This window comes from Gordonia jacobaea (assembly GCF_965344965.1).
Classification (GTDB): Bacteria; Actinomycetota; Actinomycetes; order Mycobacteriales; family Mycobacteriaceae; genus Gordonia; species Gordonia jacobaea.
The window spans coordinates 183,470-209,356 of sequence record NZ_CBDRLS010000006.1 but is presented as its reverse complement, the minus strand read 5'-3'; the positions used below and the strand labels follow the sequence as shown (position 1 = coordinate 209,356).

The 25,887-nt window shown below is 66.9% G+C and carries 22 protein-coding genes; 15 read left to right on the top strand and 7 right to left on the bottom strand.

The annotated features are described in order from the left end of the window. Positions 1 to 45: 45 nt before the first annotated feature. Entirely contained in the window at positions 46 to 1,383 is a 1,338-nt protein-coding gene (locus ACRVY7_RS20090; RefSeq protein WP_431818377.1) for a glycosyltransferase 87 family protein, read from the bottom strand. 86 nt (positions 1,384 to 1,469) lie between these two features. Between ACRVY7_RS20090 and ACRVY7_RS20085 the strand changes: the two genes are divergently transcribed. Together ACRVY7_RS20085 and ACRVY7_RS20080 are read left to right on the top strand one after the other, a co-directional pair. Then, a complete protein-coding gene (locus tag ACRVY7_RS20085; protein WP_431818376.1) occupies positions 1,470 to 1,961 on the top strand; it encodes a polyadenylate-specific 3'-exoribonuclease AS in 492 nt (163 codons plus the stop codon). Between the two features lie 71 nt (positions 1,962 to 2,032). Then, complete coding sequence (locus ACRVY7_RS20080; RefSeq protein ID WP_431818375.1) at positions 2,033 to 3,454, top strand: class II 3-deoxy-7-phosphoheptulonate synthase; 1,422 nt, start codon at positions 2,033 to 2,035, stop codon at positions 3,452 to 3,454. A gap of 52 nt (positions 3,455 to 3,506) precedes the next feature. Here the strand turns inward: ACRVY7_RS20080 and ACRVY7_RS20075 are convergent, their stop codons facing one another. Beyond that, positions 3,507 to 4,712 (bottom strand): protein kinase domain-containing protein, encoded by a 1,206-nt coding sequence (locus ACRVY7_RS20075; RefSeq protein WP_049698582.1) that lies wholly within the window; start codon positions 4,710 to 4,712, stop codon positions 3,507 to 3,509. Between the two features lie 131 nt (positions 4,713 to 4,843). Here ACRVY7_RS20075 and ACRVY7_RS20070 point away from each other — a divergent pair, with 131 nt between their 5' ends. Then, a complete protein-coding gene (locus tag ACRVY7_RS20070; RefSeq protein ID WP_064864524.1) occupies positions 4,844 to 5,209 on the top strand; it encodes an Rv2175c family DNA-binding protein in 366 nt (121 codons plus the stop codon). On the opposite strand, the gene ACRVY7_RS20065 is transcribed toward ACRVY7_RS20070, so the two are convergent. Both ACRVY7_RS20065 and ACRVY7_RS20060 read right to left on the bottom strand, forming a co-directional pair. Further along, positions 5,178 to 6,695 carry an alpha-(1->6)-mannopyranosyltransferase A gene (locus ACRVY7_RS20065; protein WP_431818433.1) on the bottom strand — a complete coding sequence of 506 codons (1,518 nt, stop codon included), beginning with the start codon at positions 6,693 to 6,695 and terminating at the stop codon, positions 5,178 to 5,180. The two genes, ACRVY7_RS20070 and ACRVY7_RS20065, sit on opposite strands and share 32 nt — an antisense overlap. Positions 6,696 to 6,715: 20 nt before the next feature. Next, complete coding sequence (locus ACRVY7_RS20060) at positions 6,716 to 7,867, bottom strand: polyprenyl synthetase family protein (RefSeq protein WP_431818374.1); 1,152 nt, start codon at positions 7,865 to 7,867, stop codon at positions 6,716 to 6,718. Between ACRVY7_RS20060 and ACRVY7_RS20055 the strand changes: the two genes are divergently transcribed. Continuing rightward, positions 7,868 to 8,854, top strand: a complete 987-nt coding sequence (locus tag ACRVY7_RS20055; RefSeq protein ID WP_431818373.1) for a methylenetetrahydrofolate reductase — start codon at positions 7,868 to 7,870, stop codon at positions 8,852 to 8,854. It begins immediately after the preceding gene. A 52-nt stretch (positions 8,855 to 8,906) separates the two neighbouring features. Here ACRVY7_RS20055 and ACRVY7_RS20050 read toward each other — a convergent pair whose 3' ends face one another. The 3 genes from ACRVY7_RS20050 to ACRVY7_RS20040 all read right to left on the bottom strand — a co-directional run bounded on the left by ACRVY7_RS20050 (position 8,907) and on the right by ACRVY7_RS20040 (position 12,302). Further along, positions 8,907 to 9,905: an LppM family (lipo)protein gene (locus ACRVY7_RS20050; RefSeq protein WP_431818372.1), complete on the bottom strand. Its 999-nt coding sequence runs from the start codon at positions 9,903 to 9,905 to the stop codon at positions 8,907 to 8,909. Between the two features lie 94 nt (positions 9,906 to 9,999). Further along, entirely contained in the window at positions 10,000 to 11,628 is a 1,629-nt protein-coding gene (locus tag ACRVY7_RS20045; RefSeq protein WP_431818371.1) for a phytoene desaturase family protein, read from the bottom strand. After that, on the bottom strand, positions 11,625 to 12,302 hold the full coding sequence (locus ACRVY7_RS20040; protein WP_049698243.1) for a GNAT family N-acetyltransferase: 678 nt from the start codon (positions 12,300 to 12,302) through the stop codon (positions 11,625 to 11,627). Before ACRVY7_RS20040 ends, ACRVY7_RS20045 begins: the two co-directional genes overlap by 4 nt. A gap of 377 nt (positions 12,303 to 12,679) precedes the next feature. On the opposite strand from ACRVY7_RS20040, the gene ACRVY7_RS20035 reads away from it, so the two are divergent. From ACRVY7_RS20035 to ftsW, 11 genes are all read left to right on the top strand, one after another. Continuing rightward, positions 12,680 to 13,198 carry an SAV_6107 family HEPN domain-containing protein gene (locus ACRVY7_RS20035; protein WP_431818370.1) on the top strand — a complete coding sequence of 173 codons (519 nt, stop codon included), beginning with the start codon at positions 12,680 to 12,682 and terminating at the stop codon, positions 13,196 to 13,198. Positions 13,199 to 13,472: 274 nt separating this feature from the next. Continuing rightward, entirely contained in the window at positions 13,473 to 13,862 is a 390-nt protein-coding gene (locus tag ACRVY7_RS20030) for an SCO2097 family morphological protein (protein WP_431818369.1), read from the top strand. Between the two features lie 655 nt (positions 13,863 to 14,517). Beyond that, positions 14,518 to 14,961 carry a division/cell wall cluster transcriptional repressor MraZ gene (mraZ, locus tag ACRVY7_RS20025; RefSeq protein WP_431818368.1) on the top strand — a complete coding sequence of 148 codons (444 nt, stop codon included), beginning with the start codon at positions 14,518 to 14,520 and terminating at the stop codon, positions 14,959 to 14,961. A 224-nt stretch (positions 14,962 to 15,185) separates the two neighbouring features. Next, entirely contained in the window at positions 15,186 to 16,196 is a 1,011-nt protein-coding gene (gene rsmH, locus ACRVY7_RS20020) for a 16S rRNA (cytosine(1402)-N(4))-methyltransferase RsmH (protein WP_431818367.1), read from the top strand. Beyond that, positions 16,193 to 17,110 (top strand): cell division protein FtsL, encoded by a 918-nt coding sequence (gene ftsL, locus ACRVY7_RS20015; protein ID WP_431818366.1) that lies wholly within the window; start codon positions 16,193 to 16,195, stop codon positions 17,108 to 17,110. Before rsmH ends, ftsL begins: the two co-directional genes overlap by 4 nt. Positions 17,111 to 17,131: 21 nt before the next feature. Next, positions 17,132 to 19,066, top strand: a complete 1,935-nt coding sequence (locus ACRVY7_RS20010; protein ID WP_049698238.1) for a peptidoglycan D,D-transpeptidase FtsI family protein — start codon at positions 17,132 to 17,134, stop codon at positions 19,064 to 19,066. A gap of 146 nt (positions 19,067 to 19,212) precedes the next feature. Continuing rightward, entirely contained in the window at positions 19,213 to 20,826 is a 1,614-nt protein-coding gene (locus ACRVY7_RS20005; RefSeq protein WP_431818365.1) for a UDP-N-acetylmuramoyl-L-alanyl-D-glutamate--2,6-diaminopimelate ligase, read from the top strand. Positions 20,827 to 20,855: 29 nt separating this feature from the next. After that, positions 20,856 to 21,269: a UDP-N-acetylmuramoyl-tripeptide--D-alanyl-D-alanine ligase gene (locus tag ACRVY7_RS20000; RefSeq protein WP_049698237.1), complete on the top strand. Its 414-nt coding sequence runs from the start codon at positions 20,856 to 20,858 to the stop codon at positions 21,267 to 21,269. An 82-nt stretch (positions 21,270 to 21,351) separates the two neighbouring features. Then, a complete protein-coding gene (gene mraY, locus ACRVY7_RS19995; RefSeq protein ID WP_049698236.1) occupies positions 21,352 to 22,449 on the top strand; it encodes a phospho-N-acetylmuramoyl-pentapeptide-transferase in 1,098 nt (365 codons plus the stop codon). A 5-nt stretch (positions 22,450 to 22,454) separates the two neighbouring features. Next, the gene (gene murD, locus ACRVY7_RS19990; RefSeq protein ID WP_431818364.1) at positions 22,455 to 24,029 is read left to right on the top strand and encodes a UDP-N-acetylmuramoyl-L-alanine--D-glutamate ligase; all 1,575 of its coding nucleotides are present in this window, start codon (positions 22,455 to 22,457) and stop codon (positions 24,027 to 24,029) included. Between the two features lie 17 nt (positions 24,030 to 24,046). Continuing rightward, a complete protein-coding gene (ftsW, locus tag ACRVY7_RS19985; RefSeq protein ID WP_431818363.1) occupies positions 24,047 to 25,846 on the top strand; it encodes a putative lipid II flippase FtsW in 1,800 nt (599 codons plus the stop codon). Positions 25,847 to 25,887: the final 41 nt, after the last annotated feature.

Here is a 25,887-nt window from a genome sequence, read left to right as displayed (position 1 = left end):
TATCGGCCGTCAGTTCGGGCGCCGGCGCTGCGCCGGAATTATCGCTCAGGCAGATCGGATCTCGGCGAGCGGCTGATCGGCTGCTCGTGTGGCGGCCCGCGCGGGGGAGAACGGAAGCAGCCAGATCACGATCAAAGCGGCGATTCCCCACAGCGAGAACGCGTTTCCGACGATGTGGTCGAATACGGTCCAGTGTCGGGCAACCATCGGCAGGAACTGGTACGGGCCGACGGCGAAGATCAGGATGCCGCTGACGGCGATCGCGCTGTAGGCGACGTACGCGCGCCGTGAGTCGGTGCGCGCGGCCACCACAAGGCTCGTCAGGATCAGCGGAATCGACCACACCCAGTGGTGTGCCCACGATGTCGGTGAGACGAGGAGTCCCCAGACCGCGACGACGCAGGTCGCCAGGAGGGCGTTGACGCGTCCGGTCCGACCCGCGCCCCGGCCGAATGCCGCGACGGGCTTGCATGCGAACAACGCGGCGCCCGCCAGTGCCGTTGCGACGAGTGAACTGAGCACCCACGCGAGCTGTGCGGCGCTCGCCTCGGGGAGGAGCCGAATCCACATCGCGTTGAGGTTCTGGTTGATCCGGCCAGACGGATCACCGATGCGCGTGGTGTGGAACAAGGTGTGTGTCCAGTACCCCCACGAATCCGACGGCATCCAGATCCATGCCAGGGCGGCTGCGGCGACGAAAGTTGCGGCAGCGGTGACGACCGCCCGCCAGCGTCGAGCCGATGCGAACAGCACGATGAAGACGAGCGGGGTCAGCTTGATCGCCGCCGCGAGTCCCACCAGAACACCCTGCAGAGGCCCGATTGCGCGGCGACGCCCCCGCCCGACGAGGAAGACGTCGACGACGATCATCGCCATGAGGATCACGTTGATCTGACCGAAGCCGAGCGTCATCCACATCGGATTGAGCCAGAGCGCGGCAGTGGAGACCAGAAGAGCGAGCCACCACCGGTTGCCGATGCGCCCGACGGAAAGCACCGTCAGCACGATGTGCACGACGACGACGAGGAGTCCGATCGTGAGCAGTGACATCACGACGCCCGCGATGGTGAGTGTCATCGCACCCAGCGGCACGAAAGTCATCGCGGCGAACGGCGGGTAGGTGAACGGAAGCCAGATGCCGTCGCTGGTGAACGGCATCGATCCGTCGGCGTAGAGGCTCTGGCCCTGCTGCCAGATCTGTGCCCCCAGCCGATAGACGTCGAGGTCGATACGCGTTCTGGTACCGAAACTGCTGGTGAAAGGCACACCGATCATCTGGAGCAGCGACGACGTCGCGAACACGATGACGATGAGCGCGCGCGTCAACCGCGTCGGAACCCACCGACGGAGCCGAGTGTCCGCGGCGCTGCAGAATGTGGGCATCGATGGCCTTTGTGTAGGCCCCGCAGCGGGGGCATGTGGGTCGGTCGGGTGTCGGTGTGCGCATTCGGTGGCGAATACTTGGCGGTATGCGTTTCTTCTACGACTCGGAGTTTATCGAGGACGGCCGCACGATCGATCTCATATCGATCGGTGTCGTCGCAGAGGACGGTCGTGAATATTATGCGGTGTCGACCGAGTTCGACCCCGGGCGCGCCGGTAGTTGGGTGCGCGCCAACGTCCTGCCCAAGCTTCCCTCACCCTCGTCGCCGCTGTGGAGGTCGCGGTCGCAGATCCGCGACGGCCTGCTGGAGTTCCTGACGGAAAAGGGCAACGACATCGAGCTGTGGGCGTGGGTAGGGGCCTATGACCACGTTGTTCTGTGTCAGTTGTGGGGTCCGATGACCGAACTGCCCCGCGCTGTTCCGCGCTTCACGCGTGAGCTCAAACAGCACTGGGAGGCCGCCGGACGCCCACCTCTGCCACCGGCGCCCGACGACGCTCATGACGCCCTCAGTGATGCTCGACACAACCTGCGCAAGTGGGAGGCCATCGAGCGCGCGGGCGGTTCGCGTGCCTGAGGCGGGGTAGGCCCGGAGACGGTACGGGGCCGTGCTGCGGGGTCGTCGTAGACGCCTACTACCCTGGTGGGGTGGTGAACTGGACCGTAGACGTTCCGATCGACGAACTTCCCGAACTGCCCCCGCTTCCCGGCGACCTGCAGGCACGCTTTGCCGACGCCATGAGCAGGCCGGCACTCCAGCAGCCGAGTTGGGATCCCGAGGACGCCCACCGGATGCGCACGGTGCTCGAGAGCGTGCCGCCGATCTGCATGCCTGCAGAGGTGGAGGCTCTGTCCTCCCAACTCGCCGACGTCGCCGAGGGACGCGCCTTTCTGCTGCAGGGCGGCGACTGCGCGGAGACATTCGCCGACAACACCGAACCGCACATCAAGGGCAACATCCGCACCCTGCTGCAGATGGCCGTCGTGCTGACCTACGGCGCCAGCCTTCCGGTCGTGAAGGTGGCCCGCATCGCGGGGCAGTACGCCAAGCCGCGCTCTGCCGACGTCGACGCGCTCGGCCTGACGTCCTACCGCGGCGACATGGTCAACGGATTCCCACCCGTCGAAGCGGCGCGAGTGCACGATCCGTCCCGCCTGGTCCGCGCGTACGCCAATGCGTCGGCAGCGATGAACCTGGTGCGCGCACTGACCGGCGCCGAAGCAGACCTGCGTCGCGTGCACGACTGGAATCGCGAGTTCGTCCGTACGTCACCCGCCGGTGCGCGGTACGAGGCCCTCGCAGGCGAGATCGACCGCGGTCTGAAGTTCATGGACGCCTGTGGCGTCACCGATTCGAGCCTGAAGTCCGCCGCGATCTTCGCCTCGCACGAAGCGCTCGTACTCGACTACGAACGCGCGATGCTGCGCCTGGCCGACAATCCCGACCTCGACGAGTCCGGTGCCAACGGGTCCGAACTCGACGAGAAGGTGCTCTACGACCTTTCCGCGCATTTCCTCTGGATCGGTGAGCGCACACGCCAACTCGACGGTGCGCACATCGCGTTCGCCGAGCTCATCCGTAACCCCATCGGGGTCAAGATCGGACCGACGACGACACCCGAGCAGGCCGTCGAGTACGTCGAACGGCTCGATCCGCACAACCGTCCCGGACGGTTGACCTTTGTTGCCCGCATGGGTAACTCGAAGGTGCGCGAGGTGCTGCCGCCGATCGTGAGCGCGGTGGAGGCGACCGGCCACAAGGTGATCTGGCAGTCCGATCCGATGCACGGGAACACCCACACCTCGCCGACCGGGTACAAGACACGGCATTTCGACCGCGTCGTCGACGAGGTGCAGGGATTCTTCGAGGTGCATCACGCGCTCGGCACTCACCCGGGTGGTATCCACGTCGAGCTCACCGGAGAGAACGTGACCGAGTGTCTCGGTGGCGCGCAAGACATCTCCGACCTCGACCTGTCCGGCCGATACGAGACCGCATGCGACCCGCGGCTGAACACCCAGCAGTCGCTGGAACTGGCATTCCTCGTCGCGGAGATGCTGCGCGGCTGAGCATCTCGGCACCGGGCCGGCCAGCTGGAGATCGGTTCAGCCGACGATCGGTTCAGCCGACAATCAGCGCGCCGAGCCACCAGCCGACCGAGCCCACGCCCGCGGCCACCAGCAGGACGACGGTCAGCCAGATCAGCGCCTGCAACCTTCCGCGCCCCGGGTCGTGGGTGGGGGTGTCGTCGGCCGGTCGATCGGGAATCACCGTGGGACGCTTGGTCGTCGCGGGTGGTGCTGTCGTCGGCTGCGGAGGCGCGACGAGCGACGCCGCGACCGGTTGCTGTGCCGTTGCGGGGACAGCGCGCGGCGCCACCGGGCGAGGCTGTGGGCGCGCCGCGGCGGCCTGTGCGGCGCGCATCCGGACCATCGTCTCCCGCTCGGCCGAGCGGCGCGGTGCGGGAACGGTGAACGGCGGCAGGTCGAGATCGTCGGCGGCGGCGAGCAGCGCGTCGCGCATCTCGAAGGCGTCGACGTAGCGGTCGCGTGGCCGACGTTCGGTGGCGCGCAGGATCACCTCGTCGATCTCCTCGGGCACGCCGTCGATGACGTCGCCGGGGGCCGGGACGTCGTAGGAGAGTCGTTGGTAGGCGAGTGCAAGTGGCGAGTCGCCGTGGAAAGGTGTTCTGCCGGTGAGTAATTCGAACATCATGACGCCCATGGAGTAGACGTCGCTCCTGGCGTCGGCGTCGGCGGATTCGACCTGCTCGGGCGACAGGTACGCCGCGGTGCCCAGGATGACGCTCGCCGAGGTGACACCCGCCTCCGCGACCGCGCGCACCAGGCCGAAGTCGGCGACCTTGACCTCGCCCGCATCGGAGATCAGGACGTTCTCGGGCTTGATGTCGCGATGGACGAGTCCTGCTCGGTGCGCTGTGCCGAGACCGCCGAGGACGGGATCGGCGACAGCGACGACGGCGTGCGGCGGCATGGGTCCCCGCTCGCGCAGCAATTCGCGCAGGCTCCCGCCCTCGACGAGTTCCATCACGAGAAACGCGGTGCCCTCGTCGATGCCTTGGTCGTAGACCGCGACCAGGCCCGGATGTTTGAGGCCTGCGACCGCCCGCGCCTCGAACTCGAAGCGGCGCACGAACTGTGGGTCGCCCGAGTAGCGTCGATCCATCACCTTGACCGCGACGTCGCGACCCAACCGCAGATCGGCGCCGAGATAGACCGCCGACATCCCGCCGCGCGCGATGGGCGCGTCGAGACGATAGCGGTCCTCGAGGACCGCACCGAGCAGGGTGTCGGCCGGGCTGTTCACGACGTCGAATCTACCCGGCACCACCGACCGCGGGCCCATACGCGGCGCCGTGGCGTGTACCCGAATGACGAGTTGTGCACAGCGTGACAACCGCCTGTCGGCATGCGCGGCGAAACGGTAATCTCAGGCGGGTGAGTTCTCTGCCCCTCTCGACCGACACCCTCCCCGCCGACACCGCCACCTATTCACTCGACGACGTCGCAGCACGCCTGCATGTGTCGACGAACAAGGTGCGCAACCTCATCCGGGATCATCACCTGCTGGCGATCTCGCGTGACGGTCAGCCCGCGGTGCCGCGCGTGTTCTTCGACGACGAAGGCATCGCGAAACACTTCACCGGACTCGTCGACGTATTGTTCGACGGCGGCTACACGCGCGACGAGATCATGGCGTGGCTGTTCACCGAACAGGACGACCTCGGCCTGACACCCGCAGACGCGCTGCACACCCACTCGGCGCGCGAAGTCATCCGTCGCGCGCAGGCACAGGCGTTCTGACACCCCACATCCGACGTCCGAGAGCGCCGACCCGCAGCGGATCGGTTCGCATCACCGACGCGGCCGCGAGGCCACCGAGCGCCAGCGCCAGCAGGGTCTCGGGCAGCTTGTAGAACAAGATCGAGTCGTCGGGCTGAAAGACGATCAGCATGAACGTCGAGATGCCGACGACGAGCGCGCGCACCCATATCGGGAGCGTGAACGCGACGGCCAGACACAGCACCCACGTGTAGTACCAGGGGAGCGTCGACGGTTCGAGGATCACGACGGCCAGCATGGCGAGCACGATGCCCGCCATCGCGTCTCGCTCGGAATGCCGCTGCCGCCACCACAACACGACGAGGATGACCGCGAGAAGCGCTTCGCCGATGAGCCGGGTGATCGGCAAAACAGTCTGCAGGTTGAGCGGAGTGAACGGCGCGGCGACGAGCGTCACGAGGTGAGCGACAACCGTCGGCAGCGTAAACCAGTTCACGATCCGATCCGCCCAGCCCAAACCAGTGAGCCAACCCAGGCCGAGCCCGACGAGCGCGGTCCACGCCGCGAACACCGCAACGGTGATGCCCACGATCGCGGCGAGCACGAGAGCCACGTCGCGCGCGCCCACCTGGCGCCGTTGTCGAATGTGCGCCAACCAGATCCACAGCACGAAGGGGACCGCGATCCCGGCGGTGATCTTGATCGAGACCGCACAGCCGAGCAGCACGAGCCCGCCGACGTGTCGCCCGGTGACGACCAACGCCATCCCCGCGGACAACACACCCATCATGAGCAGCTCGACGTGCGGTCCGCCCACCAGGTGGATCAGGACGAGCGGGTTGAACAGCACGAGCCACAGCCCGGCGGCGGCCGACGCCCCGAAGTGGCGGGCGAGTCGCGGAATTGCCCAGAGCGACAACAGGAGTCCCGGCAACAGGACCAGTCGCATGGCGAGCACACCCAGGATGACGTGATCGCCGGTCACCGCGACCACAAGGTGTGTCACCCACACGAAGAGCGGACCGTAGGGCGCAGTGGTCGACGCCCAGACCTGCGCCATGCTGTCGACGAGCGGTCCCGGATTGTGGGCCGGGCCGTCGGCGTACGGCGAGAAGCCGGCCCCGAACAGAGCGCCCTGGCCGAGGTAGGCGTAGACGTCGCGACTGTAGAGCGGCACGGTCACCATCAACGGTGCGGCCCATGCCAGCACCCACCTACCCAGGTGGAGCCCGCTGTGATCACGCGTGCGGTCGCACAGGATGCGCCCAAGGCGTATCCATGCGATCACCATGAGCGTCACGCCGACCCAGAATGTGATGCCGCACAGCGATTTACCGTGCCCGTAGGTGAGCCAGCTCAGTCCGGTGTCGGTCAGTATCGGGTGGTTGCGGGGGATGTCTGCGATGCCGAAACCGCCGAGCGACACCATGATCGAGCCGATCAGACCGGCGATGAGGGTTCGCCGCGTCGTCGACGATCCGCAGTCCACACTCGGGTCTGCGGCCACCGTCACGTCGGTGTCCACGCTCAGGCGTCGCGATGCGCCATACGACGCGCGACGGCAACGAGGTCGGTGTACACGGCATCGTCGATGTCGGTGCTCTCGAGGGTGGTGACGGCGGAGTCGAGTAGCGTGTCGATCGTCCGCTCGACGTCGGCGACGGCGCCCACCTCGGTCAGAATGCCACGCGCAGTGGCCAATTCGTCTGCCGACAGTTCGGTCCCTATGACCGAACGCAACGTGTCGCCGAGTGCGGGATCGTCCGCGTCGGCGCGGGACAGTCCGAGCGCGAGAAGCGCTGTCCGCTTACCTGCGACGAGGTCGTCGCCCGAAGGCTTGCCGGTTCGGACCGGATCACCGAACACACCGAGAAGGTCGTCCTGCAACTGGAACGCGATGCCGAGATCGTGGCCGACCGAACGTAGTTGGCCGACGAGTTCCTCGGAAGCACCCGCGGCGCGGGCTCCGAGCTCGAGTGGACGCGCGACCGTGTACGCCGCCGTCTTGAACTCCATCACCCGATAGGCGGCCTCCGTCGATTCCTCGCCACTGACCTCGTTGACGATGTCGAGGACCTGACCGCCGAGGACCTCGGTACGCATGGCCGCCCATGTCGCGATCACCCCCGGTGGCAGGGGCGCTACCTGCGGACCCGTCAGAGGCCTTCCCGCGGGCGACACGGTCGCCGGGACGTACCCGTGGACAAGGTCGTCGGCCCACGCGAGCGCGAAATCGCCTGCCAGAACAGCCGACGCGACGCCGTGTTCGGCTGCGTCGCCGCGCCATCCGGCGTCGCGATGGCCGCGCTCGAACACCCGGTGCACCGTTGGTCTGCCGCGCCGCGTGTCGGAGGCGTCGATGATGTCGTCGTGAATGAGCGCGCACCCCTGCACGAGTTCGAGGGCGGCACTGATCCGCAGCGCGTCGGCGTCGGTGAGGCCGGTCGGGACACCGTTGGCGTCGCTGCGGCCCGCCTGCCAACCCGCGTATGCGAAGACGGGCCGGATGCGCTTGCCGCCCGACAGCACGAAATCGGCGACGACCTGCGCCGACGACCCGACGACCGGCGAAATGGCCGCGGCTGTTGACACAGCGGTACCGAGGAAGTCGCGCAGCACGGATTCGACTGCGCCGGGAACCTCGGCGAGGCGCGTGGGGACGGGAGCGGTCGAGGTCACGTGTCACAGGCTAGCCCGTACACTGGTCCGGTGAATTCATCCGCCCCGGTGCCGTCCGTCGTCGAACGTCTGTCTGCGCCGCATCCGGGACAGGTGCCCTTCTCCGTCGAGTTCCTTCCACCGAAAGATGCCGAGGGCGAAGCACGCCTGTGGCGTGCGGTGCGTGTCTTCGAGCGGCTCAATCCCGCGTTCGTGTCACTGACGTACGGCGCGGGTGGCAGCACGCGCGATCGCACCGTGCGCATCGCGGGGCAACTCGCGACCGAGACGACGCTGGTGCCGGTCGCCCACCTCACCGCGGTGAACCACTCGATCGCCGAACTGCGCTCGCTGGTCGGCGCGTACGCGGATAAGGGCATCACCAATATCCTTGCGCTGCGCGGTGATCCGCCCGGAGATCCGCTCGGTGAGTGGGTCAAGCACCCCGAGGGCGTCTCGTACGCCGAAGAACTCGTCGACCTGATCGGCGGACTCGGCCAGTTCCACGTCGGTGTGGCCTCCTTCCCCGAGGGCCACCACCGCGCTCCCGATCTCGACCACGACACCCGCGTACTCGTGAGCAAGCTCCGCGCAGGCGCCGAGTACTCGGTCACCCAACTGTTCTTCGACGTCGACTTCTACCTCCGCCTGCGCGACCGCGTCGCTGCTGCCGACGCCGAGCAGGGTGCCAAGCCGATCATTCCCGAGATCATGCCGATCACGTCGCTTGCCTCGGTCCGACGGATGGTCGAGCTGTCAGGCTCGGTCCTGCCCGAGAGCGTCGAGCGACGGTTGATCGCCGCCGCGGGTTCCGGTGAACAGGAAGATCGGGCAGCGGTGCGCGCGGTCGGAATCGACATCGCCACCGAGATGTCGCAACGTCTCATCGCCGAGGGCGTCCCCGGGCTGCACTTCATCAGCCTCAACTTCGCCAAGGCCACCTGCGAGGTACTCGACCGGCTCGGCGTCGACACCTCCGACGCCCTGCCGCTCGTCTCGACGAACTAGCCGGCGCCGGTCGGCGCAACTGCCCCTTGAATATTCGCCCGACCAGGAGTGCCTAGCCGGTGGAGCCTGTGCTCTTCGGCTTGTCGCCACCCGACGGCGTCGTCGCGGATTCTGCGTGCGCGGCAGGTGCGGTAGTCGAAGGCTGTGCGCTTGCCTTCGGAGTTGTCGTCTTCGGTGTCGTTGTCGTCTTTTGGACGGGTGCGCTTCGACGCACCGGCCGCGGCCGCCCGGGGCGAGGGCTCGTGTCGCGGTGCGAGTACGCCAACCAGATGACGAGCGCGACGACGAGCAGGCACACGATCACGAGGAGCCACGTCCATCCGGTGAACGCCGCGGTCGCGGGGTCGGGGTATGTCGCGTCGGCGATGAACTCGGTGACCTTGCCCGGTTCGGGTGTCCACGTGACCGAGGTCTCCGAATCCTGCTTCGCGACGTTGCTCGCGGTGATCGGACCAGCGAACGCCAGGGTGAACTTGAGATAGTCGCGTTCCTCGAGTCCGTTGAGATCTGCACTGCCGCGGAAGCGCACGACGTCGCCGCTGCGCTTGGCGTTCAGCTCCATCGTCATCGACGTGTCGCCGAACGCGTTGGCGACGATGTCGCCGAGCTGACTGAGCTGACCGGCGGTCAGATCGGAGAACGTCGCCCTGGTACCGACCCGGCTCGCGCCCTGCCCTGTGGTTCCCGGCTGTGTCCCGGTCGATGGTGCGCCTGCGGATGGGGCGCTTGCGGACGGGGCGCCCGGAGACGGTGAAGCCGACGGGTTCGCCGAGTCGCCCCCACCCGTGTTGGGGCCTTCGCGGTAGTCGGAGGTCGACACGTTGTTGCGCATCGATTCGGGAATGTCGAGTCGTGGCGCGCCGCTGGGATTGTCCGGCGAGGTGGCGACGATGACCGTGCCGGCATACCGGTCGCCGACGGTGGTCGAGCGGGTCAGACACCCCGACAGCAGAGGAATGGCCGTGAGCAGGATCAACACCGACGCGACCGCGGTTCGCGCGGAACGTCTACGCGTCGGATCGGTCGGGCGTCGCGTGGTAGCCGGTTGCACGTGCTCATCGTGCCAGAAGGGCACCGTCGCCTCGCACACCCTGCGGCGTGTGTCAGATGGGGAGTGTCGGATGCGGGGTGCCGGATGGGGAGCGTCAGCGACGCCGTCGGCTCGCCGCGATCGCGAGTTGCCCTGCGATCCGCCCGCTGGCACCGGTCACCCCACCGCCGGGATGCGTCGACGCCCCGGCGAGGAAGAGACCTGCCGCGCCGGGTACACGGTGCCCGGCCAGGTCGGGGTGCGGCCGATAGATGAACATCTGGTCGATCGTCATCTCGACGTGCATGATGTTGCCGCCGACCAGCCCGAGTTCGGATTCCAGATCGGCCGGCGTCTGTACATAACGGTGGTCGACCGACGCCCTGAACCCCGGTGCGTGGCGATCGACTTCGGTGAGGATCTCGTCGGCGGCGACCGAGCCGGCCGTCGACCACTGTCCTTCGTGCAACTGTCGGGGATGCCACTGCGACCATACGGTGATCGAATGTCGTTGTGCGGGAGCAAGTGTCGGGTCGATCGCCGAGAAACTCATCACGACGCACGGTGGGCGCGGTGGTAACTCGCCGACCGAGGCCGCGGTGTACGCGCGGCGAAGCTGTGCGCGATCGGTGACGAGGAGTCCCAGCGCCGAATGCACGCCGTGCGGTGGAAGGTCCGACGGCAGGTCGCGGTAGGCGGGGAGTGCGCGTGTGCCGAGACGGACTGCCATCCCGATCCCGGAGCCGATGTCGATCTCGCGCCGCCACCGATCGATCTCCGCTGGTGGAGCAGCTCGCCCGGCGTCGAGCATGTCGAGTGTCGCGAAGATGTGGCAGGCGGCGATCACCTGGTCGGTGCAGTGGCTGTCCTCGCCGGTCTGCACGCGCCAATGACCGCCACACCGACTGATCGACGTCGCGGGCGATCCGGTGAGTACCTGCGCGCCGTCGGCGTCGAGGCGATGCAGGAGGGATTCGGTGAGCGCGCCGCTGCCGCCGACCGCCCTGCCAGGGGGAATCCGATGCATGAGCGCGGCGAACCCGACCATGGGTGCGGTACCCGGCGCGTTCATCGGCGGACCCGATTGCGCGCCGAACCAGGCGAGAGCTGCTTTGAGTCGTTCGGAGGTGAACCAGCGATCGAGGAGGGCGTCGCCGGACATCATCAGTTCCTGGGTCGCCGACATGAGCGACCCCGCACGTCGACCTATGAACCCGGTACGGGCGGTGTGGGCGGTGTTGCCGATACCGGTGAATGCCCGTCCGAACCGGGGGAGCGTTGCCGGCGAGTTGAACGCGTCGAGCACAGCTCGCGACCGCGGACCCCACACGTCGACGAATCGTCGGTAGGCGTCCGCGTCGGCGTCTGAGCACGCGGCGGCGATCGACGCGCAGGTCGCGTCGAGGTCGGTGCGGAACACCAACGGTGGTCCGTCCTGCGTCGCGGGTGCGAAACCCCAAGGGTCGCAGTCGATATAGCGCAGACCGTGCGCAGAGAGGTCGAGCTCGTCGATGATCGGGGAGTGTCGGATCATCAGATGTGCCGACGATCCGCGATCGACTCGATAGCCCGGAAAGCGTTCGACGGTCGAAACGGCGCCGCCCGGGATGTCGTCGCGTTCCACGACGAGCACCGAACGTCCCGCGCGGGCGAGGTAGGCGGCCGCGATGAGGCCGTTGTGACCTGCACCCACGACAACGGCGTCGTGCCGGGGCTTATGGCCGGAGCCGCCTCGGCGGCTCACCGCGCCGCCGCTGGTGGCGTGCCTGTAAGAGGTTCGGTAGCCGCGTCGAGCGGGAGTCGTCGACCGAGGAAAGCGAAGGGTCGTGGGTCGCCGGTGAAGGTGAAGTGGCGCAGCACATCGTCGAAGCCCATCCTGCGGTAGAGGGACCACGCCCGATTTCGTTCGGCGGGAATCTCCGGGGTGGACAGCAGGACGTGGTCTTCTTGACGGTCGCTCAGCAGTGCGGTCAGCAACCATTCGCCGATGCCGTGGCCCTGAGCGGTCGGGTGGACGTGGAGTTCGGTGAGTTCGAAGTAGTTGGTTGCGATGCGTTCGATGGTGTCGCGGTCGCAGCCGGACAGTCGGAGACCGGTTCTGAGCTGGTGATTCCACCACTGGTCGTCGGCGCCGCGATAGCCGTAGGCGATGCCGACCATGATCTCGTGCCCGGACGGCGACACCGGAGGGCCGATACGTCGACGCTCCGCGTCGGGGTCGAGCCGGATGTCGGGGGAGACGGCCGTCAGCGCCGCGTATGCGGTCCACCCGCGTCGGGCGATGTGTTCGCGCCAGAGCGGAACCCGGTGGTGCTCGGTGCCACGCGGGTAGTCCATCGCGGTCACGTAGACATTCAGGGCAGCGTCGAGCCAGGCCGGGGAGTCCTGGCCGGTCAACCGAACGAGTCGGGTCGCCAACTGCTCGTTGTCCTTCCTCCCGCAGTCCGCCGCGCGCGTCGCGTTCCTGGCAGGCCGCAGCCGATCGGGAATGTCGGTACCGAGTTCTACGCTTCTGCTGTCGGGAATGGGGCCACATCTCCTCTTGAAGAGTGTCGCCGTTCTAGCTATATTGAATATGTCGAACGGGTGTTCGATGAACGTGCCTCCGCAAGCCGTTCTGCGTCACCCACGACAGTCTGGGCGGTCCGGCGACGGACGAGGGAAGCGTGCATCGCCGGACCGTACCGGGACTTAATTGCGCAGGAACGACTTGGTCACACAGGAACGACTCGGTCACACAGGAACGTGGAAGCCGCTCGGGTGTCGAGCGGACGCAACACCGAAGGGAGCGCGAGATGGCAGTCCATAGGCCGACGCGCGGCACAGTGCGTCACGCACGGCGAGGTGCAGTGGTGCGTCCGGAGATCGACCCGATGGTCGTCGTGCGTGCTCGCGACCTCCTCGATCGCGCAGAGATCCTGGTCGAGAATGCCGACGGCGTGCCAGACGACGCCGAACGGTTCCGCCAGTACTACTTGGCGGCGCTGCGGGCGGCAGGAGCGGCACTCGCGGTCTACGAACCACCCGCGAAGCGAGCATCTCGACGCGTGTCCCCAAATGCGTGGTCACGGATCTCGTCGGCCGTTCCTGATCTGGCAGAGTTCGCCGAGGCGTTTGCCCGGATGTCGTCTGTGCGCATGGAGATCGAGTCGGGCCTGCGTCGCTCCGTCGAGGGTTCGGCGGTCGTGGCGCTCCGCTCCCGCGTGTTGTCGTTTCTCGACGCCGTCGAAGACATCATCGTCGCCTACGAACAGGGAAAGCTTGCGCACCAAGCGGTCGACCGGTCCGACTACGGCTACGACCACATCGCCTGATTCATCGGCTCGTCCGCGCCTGCGGTTCGCGCTTCGCGGCCGACGGCGCCCGTACGGCGATTCTGATTGGCGGTCATTTCACCCGACGTGATCACAGGTCCCGAATTGTCGCTATTGGCGGCTTCGATGTGACGGTCGGGTGGTTATGGTGGTCGCGCTTGCAATCACCTCGTATCATGGAAGCAGTAAGCCGCGAACACATGTCACGAGACTGGCGTCCGCGGTCGCCACAATCTCGTTGATGTGTGAATCGGCAACGTAGTAAGGAGGGTCGGTGCCACTCTCGGAGCACGAGCAGCGCATGCTCGAACAGATCGAAAGTGCTCTTTACGCCGAGGACCCGAAGTTCGCGTCCAGCGTGAAGCGTCGGCGGCTTGGCCGGTCGTCGGGTCGTCGTCGTCTTCAGGCGGCGGCGGTCTTCGTCGTGGGTCTTGTGCTGCTCGTCGTCGGCCCATTGGTGGGCCTCAGCGTCGCCGGGCTTCCCGTCGTCAGCCTCATCGGATTTCTCGTGATGTTCGGCGCAGGCCTCCTCGCTCTGTGGGGCGGTGGCCGCTCGGCTCCCGAGAATTCGGCACCCGCCGACGCCCCCGCGCGGCAGGCAGGCAAGCGCAAGTTCACCGAGCGCATGGAAGAACGGTTCAACCGCCGCTTCGACCAGGAGTGACCCAGGCGCCTGATTGATCAGGCGCCTCCTTTCCGTCACATGTGTGTCGTATCGAAGGATGTGTGTGTGCTGCAGCACCCACTGCCTTCGATAAGACACACATTCACGCCTCCACCGCTCCTTGAGATAGTCAGATCTCACAAACAGCAGGGCAACACATCGCACCAATGTGTTGCCCTGCTGTCGTATGCGGGTGAGCACGCTGTGTCCGCATCGGCCGGCCGGCCACCTCGCCTCTAACCCTGCCTTCTGCCGGGCCATGCACCTATCGCTCGGGTCTGCCTGATCGGACCGCCCACTCCGGAGCTCCCGCGACGCCGCCGCCAGCTGTGCGGCCCCTGATTCCCCACGCCGCCCCACCGCGGTCCCCACAGCGCCCCACCGCCTTCCCCACATCTCCCCACCCGGGCATAAAACTGGCTCCCATCAGTCACTTTGATGCTGTTTCGTCCTTCTAGACACACGAATGGCGGGCTGGGACACGCGGCGCGTGGTGTCATCCACCACCGTGTTTATCCGTGTTGACCTGCAGTAATAGTTTTGGATGGCGACTTCAGGGGGTGGAAGGGGTGGAAAGTGGTGGAAAGTGGGGTACTGTGGCAGCACTGGGTGAGACGGACCGGAACGGATCGCTCAGGGGGCAGGAGGTGTCGACATGTCGTCCGTTCGATTTGTCGGCACCTACACACCCAAGTTGGACGACAAAGGGCGACTGACATTGCCCGCCAAGTTCCGCGACGTACTGGCAGGAGGCGTGATGGTCACAAAAGGCCAAGACCACAGCCTGTCGGTGTTTCGAGCCGAGGAGTTCGACGAGATCGCCGCCCGAATTGTGGAGGCATCCCGTAACGATCCGCAGGCACGAGCCTTTCAGCGCTACTTCTTCGCCAGCACCGAGGAGCAGCGCCCGGATGGGCAGGGTCGGATCAGCTTGTCTCCCGACCATCGGGAGTACGCGGAGCTGACCAAGGAGTGCGTGGTGTTCGGCAGTTTCGATCACCTCGAGATCTGGGACGCGCAGAAGTGGCGCGAGTACCAGAACGAGCACGAGGAGAACTTCTCGGCAGCCAACTCGGCCGCATTGAACGCGGTCTTGTAGCCGAGGAATGGCACACGATGGACAGGGCTTCGGGTGGATCGAGGCCCCGGTCCGGAACGACCCTGGCGTACTTCCCCAACGCCAGGTGCGCGACCGGACCGGGACCCCGCTTCACCCGGCGAGACTCTTCGCACGGACCGGTGTCGGTGCCAGGGATTCAAGATGAGTGTGCGTGGCCGCAACGGGTCGGGGCGTGCAGACAGCACGCGTCGGGAGGTGATTCGGTGAACGCGCCACACGACGACGAACGTCGTTCCGGAGAATTCGGCCACGTGCCCGTCATGGCACGGCGGATCACCGAACTTCTCGCACCGGCCCTGACCCACTCTGGTGCAGTCCCCTCGGAGACCGACCGCCCAGTGTTCGTCGACGCGACGTTGGGGGCCGGCGGCCACAGCGAACTCATACTCACCGAATTCCCCGACGCGCGTGTGATCGGCATCGACCGTGATGAATCGGCGTTGAACATCGCACGTGATCGCCTCGCCCGCTTCGGCGACCGGATCTCGTTTCACCAGTCTCGATTCGACGGCATCGACGACGTCCTCGCCGAGGCAGGCGTCGACCACATCGACGGCGCGCTCTTCGATCTCGGCGTGTCGTCGATGCAACTCGACCGCGCCGATCGTGGATTCGCCTACGCCGTCGACGCCCCGCTGGACATGCGGATGAATCCGGACGACGACCTGACCGCGGCAGATGTGCTCAACACGTACTCGCACGGCGACCTCGCACGGGTGCTGTCGGAATACGGAGAAGAACGCTTCGCAGGCAAGATCGCGTCGGCCGTTCTCCGGGCCCGTGAGACCGAACCCTTCACAACGAGTGGGCGGCTCGTCGAATTGCTTTATGCCGCAATTCCTGCGGCCACACGTCGCACCGGTGGGCATCCCGCGAAGCGCACGTTCCAGGCGCTGCGGATCGAGGTCAATCACGAACTCGACGCCCTACGTCTCGCGTTGCCCGCAGCGCTCGACGCGCTCGCGGTGGGCGGACGCGTGGTGGTGATGAGTTATCAGTCGCTCGAAGACCGAATTGTCAAGCGCGAGTTCGCGTCTCGTACCACCTCGACGTCGCCACCCGGCCTTCCGGTCGAACTGCCGGGAACCGCACCCAAATTCAGACTCGTCACCCGAGGTGCCGAGCAGGCAGGCGAGGCCGAGCTCGCCGAGAATCCGCGGTCTGCCCCGGTACGGGTCCGCGCCATCGAACGTGTCGAGAGGAATCGGTCATGACAGTGCTCGACGACCGCACCGTCGCCGACAGCGCAGGTGCAGCCACCACAACGCCAACCCGTCGTCCGCGTCGGGAGAATCTCGAATCCGAGCGTGCCAACCGCTCGCGGGCAGCCCAGCGTGCGCTCGATCGCCGTCGCAATCGTGTTGTGGCGCAGGGCTCTACGTCGACACGTGGTGACCGCGATTCGAGTGTCCGACGTGTCTCGTTGTTCACTCGTGCGCGGTCGGTTCCGTTCGTGGTGCCCGTTCTCGCGCTGCTCGTCGTCGGTCTCGGGTTGAGTCTGTGGCTGTCGACGAAGGCCGCGCAGGATTCCTACCGACTCGGAATCGAGCGCAAGGTCAACCAGTCGCTCGTCGACCGCCGCGACAGTCTCAAGCGCAGCTACGAGTCGGGCGACTCCGCGCCCGAATTGTCCGACAAGGCAGCGAAATTGGGGATGATCCCGGTTCAGAATCCGGCCCGGATGGTTGTCGGCGCCAATGGCAAGCCCAAGGTGCTCGGCGATCCCGAGCCCGCATCCGGCAAGCCGATGGGGACGATCAACCCCGACGACAAGCCCGATCCCACCAGCAAGATCGACAAGAGCAAGGTCAGTGATTCGATGGGCCTCGGGGGTGCGGACACATCGGACTCGGATGCTGCCCCGTCCGGTGATGCGACCAGGTCCGGCGACAGCAACTCGTCCGGCGCCGGCTCATCCAATTCGCCAGCGCCGAACAACAATACGGCTCCCGGAACCAACACCACGCCGACCCGGAACCAGGGTGGCGACGCCCCGGCACGCGCCGATGCTCCCGCGCGCGCTGACGCTCCGGCGCCGGGGGCCGCTGCCGCACCCAATCCGAATGTTGCACCCTCGGCTCAGACGAATGGCAACCCGCCGAGCGCAAATTCGGCGGGAGCCCGTTAGGGCAGTGGACAATTGACAACCATGACACGCGCCAGTTTTCAGCGGATCGGTGAGCGTTTCGACCCGCCCACTGCGCAGCCCCGGTCAGGGCGACGCCCAGCACCTGCGGGCGGAGGGTCGGGTACCGGTGGCCGCGGAGGCGGACGGGGTCGAGGTCCACGCACCTTTGAATTCCGTAGTCGCGCTGTAGGAGTCGTGATTCTCCTCGTGGTGTTGGCGGTGGCGATCCGGATGATCGTCGTGCACACCATCGAGGCGTCGTCGATCTCAGCGGAGGCGGCGCAGCAACGCGAGTACACCCAGGTGCTGACGGCCAAGCGTGGAGCCATCCTCGACCGGAACGGGCGCCCCCTCGCGTACACCGACGAGGCGCGTTCACTCACGTTCTTGCCCAAGGCCGTTCGCAAGTCGATCGAGGCCGAGCACAAGAAGAACCCCGAGTACCCCGATGTGGACAAGAGACTCAAGGAGATTGCCGACGGTGTGTCGTCGGCGCTCGGCGGATCGATCAGTTCCGACGATCTGCACAAGAAGCTGACGAGCGACGACGGGTTCGTCTATCTCGCACGGTCGGTGAGCCCTGAGGTCGCGGCACGGATCGTCGCCGACTATCCCGAGGTGGGCGCAGACCCGCAGGCGATCCGTCTCTATCCGGGTGGCTCGCTGGCGGCCAACGTCGTCGGCGACGTCAACTACGACGGAAACGGGTTGATCGGTCTCGAGGCGTCGATGGATTCGGTACTCGCGGGGACCGACGGATCGAAGACGTACGACCGCGGCTCCGACGGCGCGGTGATCCCGGGTAGCACCCGCAACGTGCACCCGGCCATCAATGGCGCCACGGTGAAACTGACGCTCGACTCAGACATCCAGTGGTTCGTGCAGAGCGAGGTCAACAAGGCCAAGCAGGCGTCCGGCGCGAAGTCGGCGTCGGCGGTCGTACTCGACGCGAAGACCGGCGAGGTGCTCGCGATGGCCAACGACGGAACGTTCAACGCATCCAAGCCGCTGTCGGAACAGACCAAATCGGACCTGGGCAACCCGGCGGTCACCTCGCCGTTCGAGCCGGGGTCGGTGAACAAGATCGTCGCTGCCTCCGCGGCCGTCGAATATGGGCTGACCAGGCCGGACGAGGTGTTGCAGGTGCCGGGCAGTATCAATATGGCCGGAGTCACCGTCAACGACGCGTGGTCGCACGGCGTCGAGCCGTACACGACGGCGGGCATCTTCAGTAAGTCGTCCAACGTCGGAACGCTGATGCTGGCCAAGCGTGTCGGTGAGCAACGTTTCGCCGACATGGTGAAGCGCTTCGGGCTCGGGCAGCGGACCGGCGTCGGCCTTCCGGCAGAGAGCGGTGGAGCGGTTCCCGCCCTGAGTCAGTGGTCGGGTGGTTCGTTTGCCAATCTGCCCATCGGGCAGGGCCTCTCGATGTCGCTCCTGCAGATGACCGCGATGTATCAGGCGATCGCCAACGACGGTCTCCGTGTGCCACCGCGCATCCTCGAGTCGGAGCAGCGCGACGGCGGCAACGTCGAGGATGCTGATCGGCCCGCTGGTGTCCGAGTGGTCAGTCCGCAGACCGCGCGTACGGTTCGCGACATGTTCCGCGGGGTCTTCCAGGAGGACCCGATGGGCGTGCAGTCGGGAACGGGCTACAAGGGTGCGGTCTCGGGCTATCAGATGTCGGGCAAGACGGGTACAGCGCAGCAGGTCGACCCGGCGTGCGGGTGCTACTCGAACTCGAGCTACAACATCACGTTCGCAGGCATCGCTCCCGCCGACAACCCGCGTTTCGTGGTGGGCATCATGCTCGACAACCCCAAGCGAAGCTCCGACGGCAGCGGCGGACAGTCGGCGGCGCCGCTGTTCGGGACGATCGCCTCGTGGATTCTGCAGCGCCAGCAGGTGCCGCTGTCTCCCACGCCTACGCCGTGGATCAAGCTCGAGGCGCGCTGATTTGCCGGTGGGCGCGCCGTCACGAATTGTCCTGACGGTATCGTGAGTGCGTTCCGGAGAGCGCGCATCCGCACATACCCCGGGTTCGAGCCGCACAGGCGAGAACACGCGACACCGATACCACTGCTGAGGGAGGCGATCGCATCATGGCGTCGAATCGCCGGTCCGCAGGACTGAACAGACCAACTCACGTCGAACCCACGGCCGTCTCCGTGCTCTCGACCGCCACCGGCGCACGACTCGACCTGATCGGGACGGTGCCTGCTGACGCCGCCGTCTCCGGGGTGTCGCTGCGTGCGCAGGACATCGTCGCGGGCGACCTGTTCGCAGCGCTGCCGGGCGGCCGCACGCACGGCGCCAGGTTTGCTGCCGAGGCCGTCGAACGTGGCGCGACGGCGATCCTCACCGACGCGGCGGGCCGCGCAGAGCTCGGACGGGTGCTCCCGCCCGACGCCGCGTGCGCGGTACTCGTGCACGCCGACCCTCGGTCGATTCTCGGCGGCGTGAGCTCACGGATCTACGGCAACCCGTCGCAGCGCCTCAAGCTGATCGGCATCACCGGCACGTCGGGCAAGACGACAACGGCATACATGGTCGAGGCCGCGTTGATGGCCGCCGGTCACACCGTCGGATTGATCGGCACGGTGGAAACCCGCGTCGACGGTGTCGCTCAGGCGAGTTCACTGACGACACCCGAAGCTCCGACCCTGCAGGCATTGCTCGCCGCGATGCTCGAACGCGGCGTCGACGTCGTGGTCATGGAGGTGTCGAGTCACGCGCTGGCTCTCGGCCGCGTCGACGGAGCCCACTTCTCGATCGGTGCGTTCACCAATCTGTCCCAGGATCACCTCGACTTCCATCCGACGATGCGCGACTACTTCGAGGCCAAGGCACTCCTGTTCGCGGCGGGATCACCGACGCGAGCGGTGCGTTCGGTGGTGTGCGTCGACGACGAATGGGGTCGACGCATGCTCGACGTCGCGCGTCGCGGTAAGGGCATCGCGCCGATCACTGTCTCGACGACCGACGTCCCGGCCGAGTGGCATGCCGGGCCGTCGACGATCGAGTCCGACGGCTCACAGCGCGTCGAGATCGCCGACGCCGCCGGGATCGGTCACGATCTCACGCTCAGGCTGCCCGGCCGCTACAACGTCGCCAACGCGACACTGGCGGTCGCGGTCGTGGTCGCGGCTGGTGTGCCCGTCACGACGGCGACCGCAGCAATCGCCGACGTGTCGGTTCCCGGTCGGCTGCAGCGCATCGATCGGGGGCAGGACTTCCTCGCCATCGTCGACTACGCGCACAAGCCGGGAGCGCTCGAAGCCGTGCTGACAACTCTCGACGAGCAGGCGCGCGGACGTGTCGCCGTCGTCATCGGTGCGGGCGGCGACAGAGACACGGCCAAGCGGCCGCTGATGGGCGAGGTGGCCGCGCGCCGCGCAGACCTCGTCGTGATCACCGACGACAACCCACGGACCGAGGACCCGGCCAAGATCCGCGCCGCCGTCCTCGCCGGTGCACAGGCTGTGCCGGATGAGGAGCGTCGAGCGGGTGTCGAGATCAGGGAGGTCGGCGACCGCCGTGACGCGATCGAGGCCGCTATCGCGTGGGCGCGGCCCGGCGACATCGTCTTGGTGGCCGGCAAGGGCCACGAGGCAGGCCAGGAGATCGACGGCGTGAAGCATCCGTTCGACGACAGGGACGTCGTCGCCGAGGCCCTCGCGGGCGTCGTCGAGAACACGTCTGGGGCAGCTCGGTGAGTCCCGATGGCGGCCAAGGGGAACGACACGTGGTCATCGTGCCTGCGGATGTCGAGACGGTGTCGCGTGCGATTCGCGACCTGGTGTCGCGCGCACGGGATTCACCTGAACGTGTGCGCACCTGGGCGATCATCGGCGACATGGGCACACGCGACGGTCTGACCGAGAACGAGCGCGTCGTCGAGCATGACAGGGTGGGGCGACTCGCCGTTCGGCTCGCCGTCGACAAGACACTGTGCGTCGGAGAGTCACGTGCGGTCCGTGCGCTGCATCAGGGAGCCGTGATGGAGGGTTCCTGGGGCGACGAGGCACGGTTGGTCGCGACGGTCGACGACGCGGCAGCAACGCTCGACACCGACGACTGGCGCCCTGCGCCCGACGACATGGTGCTCGTCGCGGGCACCGATCCGGCGCTGGCCGATCTGGCGGGTTCGGGTACATGAGCTGCGGGACTGGGGAGATGACGAGACAGGAACAAGGAGAGCGACGAGTGACCGTCGGGCGAACTGAGGGAGGACTGCTGCGGTGACCCAGATCCTCATTGCGGGTGCGATCGCCGTTGCGGTATCGATCCTGCTCACTCCGGTGCTCATCCGTGTGTTCTCCCGCCAAGGATTCGGACAGGAGATTCGCGTCGAGGGGCCGCAGAGTCACCAGACCAAGCGTGGCACCCCGTCAATGGGTGGAGTGGCTATCCTGATCGCGCTGTGGGCGGGCTACTTCGGAGCTCACATCGTCGGAGTGTTCACCCACGACGGCAACGGGCCGACAGCGTCCGGGCTGCTCGTTCTGGGTCTCGCGACCGCACTCGGCGGCGTCGGATTCCTCGACGACTTCATCAAGATCCGCAAGCACCGGAATCTGGGGCTCAACAAGACTGCCAAGTCGATCGGGCAGTTCCTCGCGGCAATTCTGTTCGGCGTGCTCGTCCTCGGCTTCCGCAACGACTCGGGTTACACACCCGCGAGTCCGCACCTGTCCTACGTCCGCGACATCGACGCGATCTCGATGGTCTCGGTCGCCTTCGTGGTGTTCTGCTGGCTGATCGTCGCGGCGTGGTCGAACGCCGTCAACTTCACCGACGGTCTCGACGGCCTCGCCGCCGGGTCGATGGCCATGGTGCTGGGAACCTACGTGTTGGTGACGTTCTTTCAGTTCGTCAACGCCTGCTCGGGTGGCGCCAAGCCTGCCGCCGACATTCCTCGGGGCTGCTACCAGGTGCGCGACCCCTTGGACCTCGCGCTGATCGCGGTCGCAGGTGGCGGCGCATGTCTCGGGTTCCTCTGGTGGAATGCGGCACCGGCGAAGATCTTCATGGGCGACACGGGTTCGTTGGCTCTCGGCGGGCTGCTCGCGGGACTGTCGATCACGACCCGCACGGAGCTGCTCGCGGTGGTCATCGGCGCGCTGTTCGTCGCGGAGATCATGTCGGTCGTCATCCAGATCGCGTTCTTCCGGACGACGGGTCGTCGTGTGTTCCGCATGGCGCCCTTCCACCACCACTTCGAACTCGGTGGCTGGGCGGAGACCACGGTGATCATCAGGTTCTGGCTGCTCACAGCCATCGCGTGTGCGCTGGGACTCTCGCTGTTCTACGGCGAGTTCCTCACGGTCAACGGCTGAGTGTGATGACCTCATCGTCGGAGCTGCATCTGCGCGGCAGGCGCGTGCTCGTCGCGGGCGCAGGCACAGCGGGGATGTCGGCGGCACGATTCCTGCTCAGAGTCGACGCTCAGGTCACGATCGCCGACGACAGATTCGGTGAGGTAGAGCCGACCGGTGTCGTCGGGGCCGATGCCGCGCAGACCGCCGGCGCCCGTCTCATCTCGATCGCCGAGCTCCTGGCCGACGACTCCTGGGTGGCGACGACCGACCTCGTCATCGCTTCGCCCGGATTCGCGCCGACCAATCCGCTGATGGTCGCGGCAGCCGAGCACGAGATCCCCGTGTGGGGCGAGGTCGAGCTCGCGTGGCGGGTCGACCGTGCCGGGCTGCTCGGCGCTCCGCGCACGTGGCTGGTCGTGACCGGAACCAACGGAAAGACCACGACGACGTCGATGCTGACCGACATCGTCGTCGAGAGCGGCCGCGCCGCCGCAGCGTGCGGCAACATCGGATTGCCGGTGCTCGACGCGATGCAGACGCAACCGAGGGTCGACGTGCTGTGCGCCGAGTTGTCGTCGTTCCAGCTTCACTGGGCGCCGTCGATCACTCCCGATGCGGGTGTCGTGCTCAACATCGCCGACGATCACCTCGACTGGCACGGATCGTTCGCCGCGTACGCGGCCGACAAGCAGATCGCGCTGCACGGCGACGTGGGTGTCGTCGGCCTCGACGATGACGTCGCCGCGGGCCTTCCCGTGCCGGGACGGCGCGTCGGGTTCACCCTCGGCGAGCCCGCACCGGGTGAGCTCGGCGTCGTCGATGGCGAGCTTGTCGATCGGGCGTTCACAGCTGAGCAGGACGGCGCGTCCGGCGGTACGCCTCTGATCGCCGCGACGGCGATTCACCCCCCGGGGCCGTCGGGAGTGTCCGACGCGCTGGCGGCCGCTGCGTTGGCGTTGGCGGTCGGCGTCGCCCCGTCGGCGATCGGTCGGGCGTTGAGCGCGTTTCGTCCCGCGGCACATCGGGGCGAGGTCGTCGTGACGATCGACGGCATCGACTTCGTCGACGATTCGAAAGCCACCAATCCGCACGCGGCCGCGGCGGCGATCGGTGCACACCGTCGCGTCGTGCTCATCGCGGGCGGGCTGTTGAAGGGTGCGTCGGTCGACGACATGATCACGGGCTCCGCGGATCGACTGGCCGGAGTTGTCGCGATTGGACGAGACCGGGCGATCATTGTCGACGCGATTTCGCGACACGCCCCAAAAGTCCCAACAGTCACAGTATTCACAGGAGACGATGGCGGTGTGATTGCACAGCGCGCCCTCGGATCAGAAACGGATCCGGTGTCGAGCGGGGGACAACCCCCATTCGACGCCCCCGGGAACTCCGACGACCTCGCGACCGCGGTGATGAACCGTGCCGTCGCGGAGGCGTGGACGCTGGCCACGGCCGACGATCCGCGCCCCGACGCAGTGCTTCTGGCACCTGCGGCGGCGTCGCTGGACATGTTTCCCGGATACGGACGACGCGGTGATGCCTTCGCGGCCGCCGCGCGCTCGTTGCCGGGGAGCGCTCCCCGGGCGACGCAGCCGTGACGGCGACTCAAGAAGACGTGTCGACCGAGGCGAAGAGCGCCGGCTCTGACCCCCCGCGTGCGTCGAAACGACGTACCGCGCCCAAAGCTCCCCGCTCACGCAGCGATGCCGCCGCCATTCCCGCGACGCTCGTCGAGGGCGTCCGCAATCTCCTGAGCCGCCCATTGGCGTCTTACCATCTGGTCCTGACGATGGCAGCGCTGATGACGTCGTTCGGTCTCATCATGGTGCTCTCGGCGTCGTCGGTGGAGGGGTACTCCGCGGACGGGTCGGCGTACGGCTTGTTTGCCAATCAGGTCATCTTCGTGGTGCTCGGTGCCGCCGTCTTCTACCTCACGCTTCGCATGCCGGTGCGGTTCTTTCGCCGCATGGCGGTCCCGATGATCGCGGTCACGACGATCATGTTGGCGCTCGTCCTGGTGCCGGGTATCGGCACTCTGAGCCAGGGCGCGCGGCGCTGGTTCGACATCAACGGCCTGTCGGTGCAGCCGTCGGAGCTGGTCAAGGTCGCGCTGTGTGTCTGGGGTGCGCATCTGCTCGCGTCACGTCGACGCGACAACGCGTCACTTCGCGAGTTGCTCGTACCCCTCGTGCCGGTCGGCCTGCTGATCTGCCTGCTGATCATCCTCGAGCCCAACCTCTCGACGACGATCACCATCGCGATCATCGTCGGTGCGCTGCTCTGGTTCGCGGGCCTACCCATCAAGGTGTTCGCGGCGTTCGTCATCACCGGTATCGGCATCGCCGTCGTCCTGGCACTCGTCGAGAGCTACCGGTCGCAGCGCGTGATGAGCTTCCTCGGCGGCATCGACGATCCGCAAGGCGCCGGCTATCAGGCGCGGCAGGCGACGTTCGCGTTGGCCAACGGAGGGGTGTTCGGCGTCGGACTCGGTCAGAGCCGAGCCAAGTGGAACTACCTGCCCAACGCCCACAACGACTTCATCTTCGCGATCATCGGCGAGGAGCTCGGGTTGATCGGTGGACTGCTCGTCGTCTTCCTGTTCGTCGTGTTGGCGTTCACCGGCTTCCGTATCGCGCACCGCTGCACTGACCCGTTCCTGCGGTTGATGACCTCGACCATCACGGTTCTGATCACCGCGCAGGCCTTCATCAACATCGGATACGTCATCGGACTGCTGCCCGTGACGGGAATCCAGTTGCCATTGCTGTCTGCCGGCGGCACGTCGACGCTGACGGTGCTGGCGATGCTCGGCCTGTTGGCCAATGCCGCGCGGCACGAGCCGGAGGCCGTCGCCGCTTTGACGACTGGCCAGCGCAGTCGCGTCAGCCGCTGGTTCCGACTGCCGACTCCCGTGGCCTACAAGCCGAGTCGCGCCGAGAGTGCGCGGAATCGCCTCGACGCGCGCGATGGTCGCGCACCTGCCGCATCCGGGGCACGACGTTCCATGCCTCGCACTCGGGTACCTGCGTGGCGTCGGGCGATCGGCGAGCGCTTCTTCGGCGTGGCACCGGAGACGAGTCCACCCGTCGACAGACGCGGGGCACCTCGGTCGGGTCCGGTCCGCGTCGACTACCGTGTCGGGTATTCAGGCAGTGGGCAGCGTCGTGACGACGCACACGATCAGCGTCGTGACAACGCCCGCGGACACGATCACCGGAACCCAACGCGACGATCGTCGGACTCCGCCCGTGCAAGCCAATCCGCCCGTCGTGCGACAGCCAGGGCGGTGCCAGGGTCGGCGCGAAGCGGGGCATCAGCCGGGACATCGAGGTCGGACTCGGGGCGCTATTCGGGCCACACGGGGAGAACTGACAAGATGTCGGGTGGGTCGCGGCGGTCGGGCAGCGGTCGCTGATCGTCTCGTTGCGAGCAGAACAGATGTGAACGGAGTGCAGA

What these genes read in the sequence shown, in the direction of transcription:
- ACRVY7_RS20035 (WP_431818370.1), top strand. Translation starts at nt 12,680, where the DNA reads ATGGCAGTCCATAGGCCGACGCGCGGCACAGTGCGTCACGCACGGCGA.
- ACRVY7_RS20005 (WP_431818365.1), top strand. Translation starts at nt 19,213, where the DNA reads ATGGCGTCGAATCGCCGGTCCGCAGGACTGAACAGACCAACTCACGTC.
- ACRVY7_RS20010 (WP_049698238.1), top strand. Translation starts at nt 17,132, where the DNA reads ATGACACGCGCCAGTTTTCAGCGGATCGGTGAGCGTTTCGACCCGCCC.
- ACRVY7_RS20085 (WP_431818376.1), top strand. Translation starts at nt 1,470, where the DNA reads ATGCGTTTCTTCTACGACTCGGAGTTTATCGAGGACGGCCGCACGATC.
- murD (WP_431818364.1), top strand. Translation starts at nt 22,455, where the DNA reads ATGACCTCATCGTCGGAGCTGCATCTGCGCGGCAGGCGCGTGCTCGTC.
- ftsL (WP_431818366.1), top strand. Translation starts at nt 16,193, where the DNA reads ATGACAGTGCTCGACGACCGCACCGTCGCCGACAGCGCAGGTGCAGCC.
- ACRVY7_RS20090 (WP_431818377.1), bottom strand. Translation starts at nt 1,383, where the DNA reads ATGCCCACATTCTGCAGCGCCGCGGACACTCGGCTCCGTCGGTGGGTT.
- mraZ (WP_431818368.1), top strand. Translation starts at nt 14,518, where the DNA reads ATGTCGTCCGTTCGATTTGTCGGCACCTACACACCCAAGTTGGACGAC.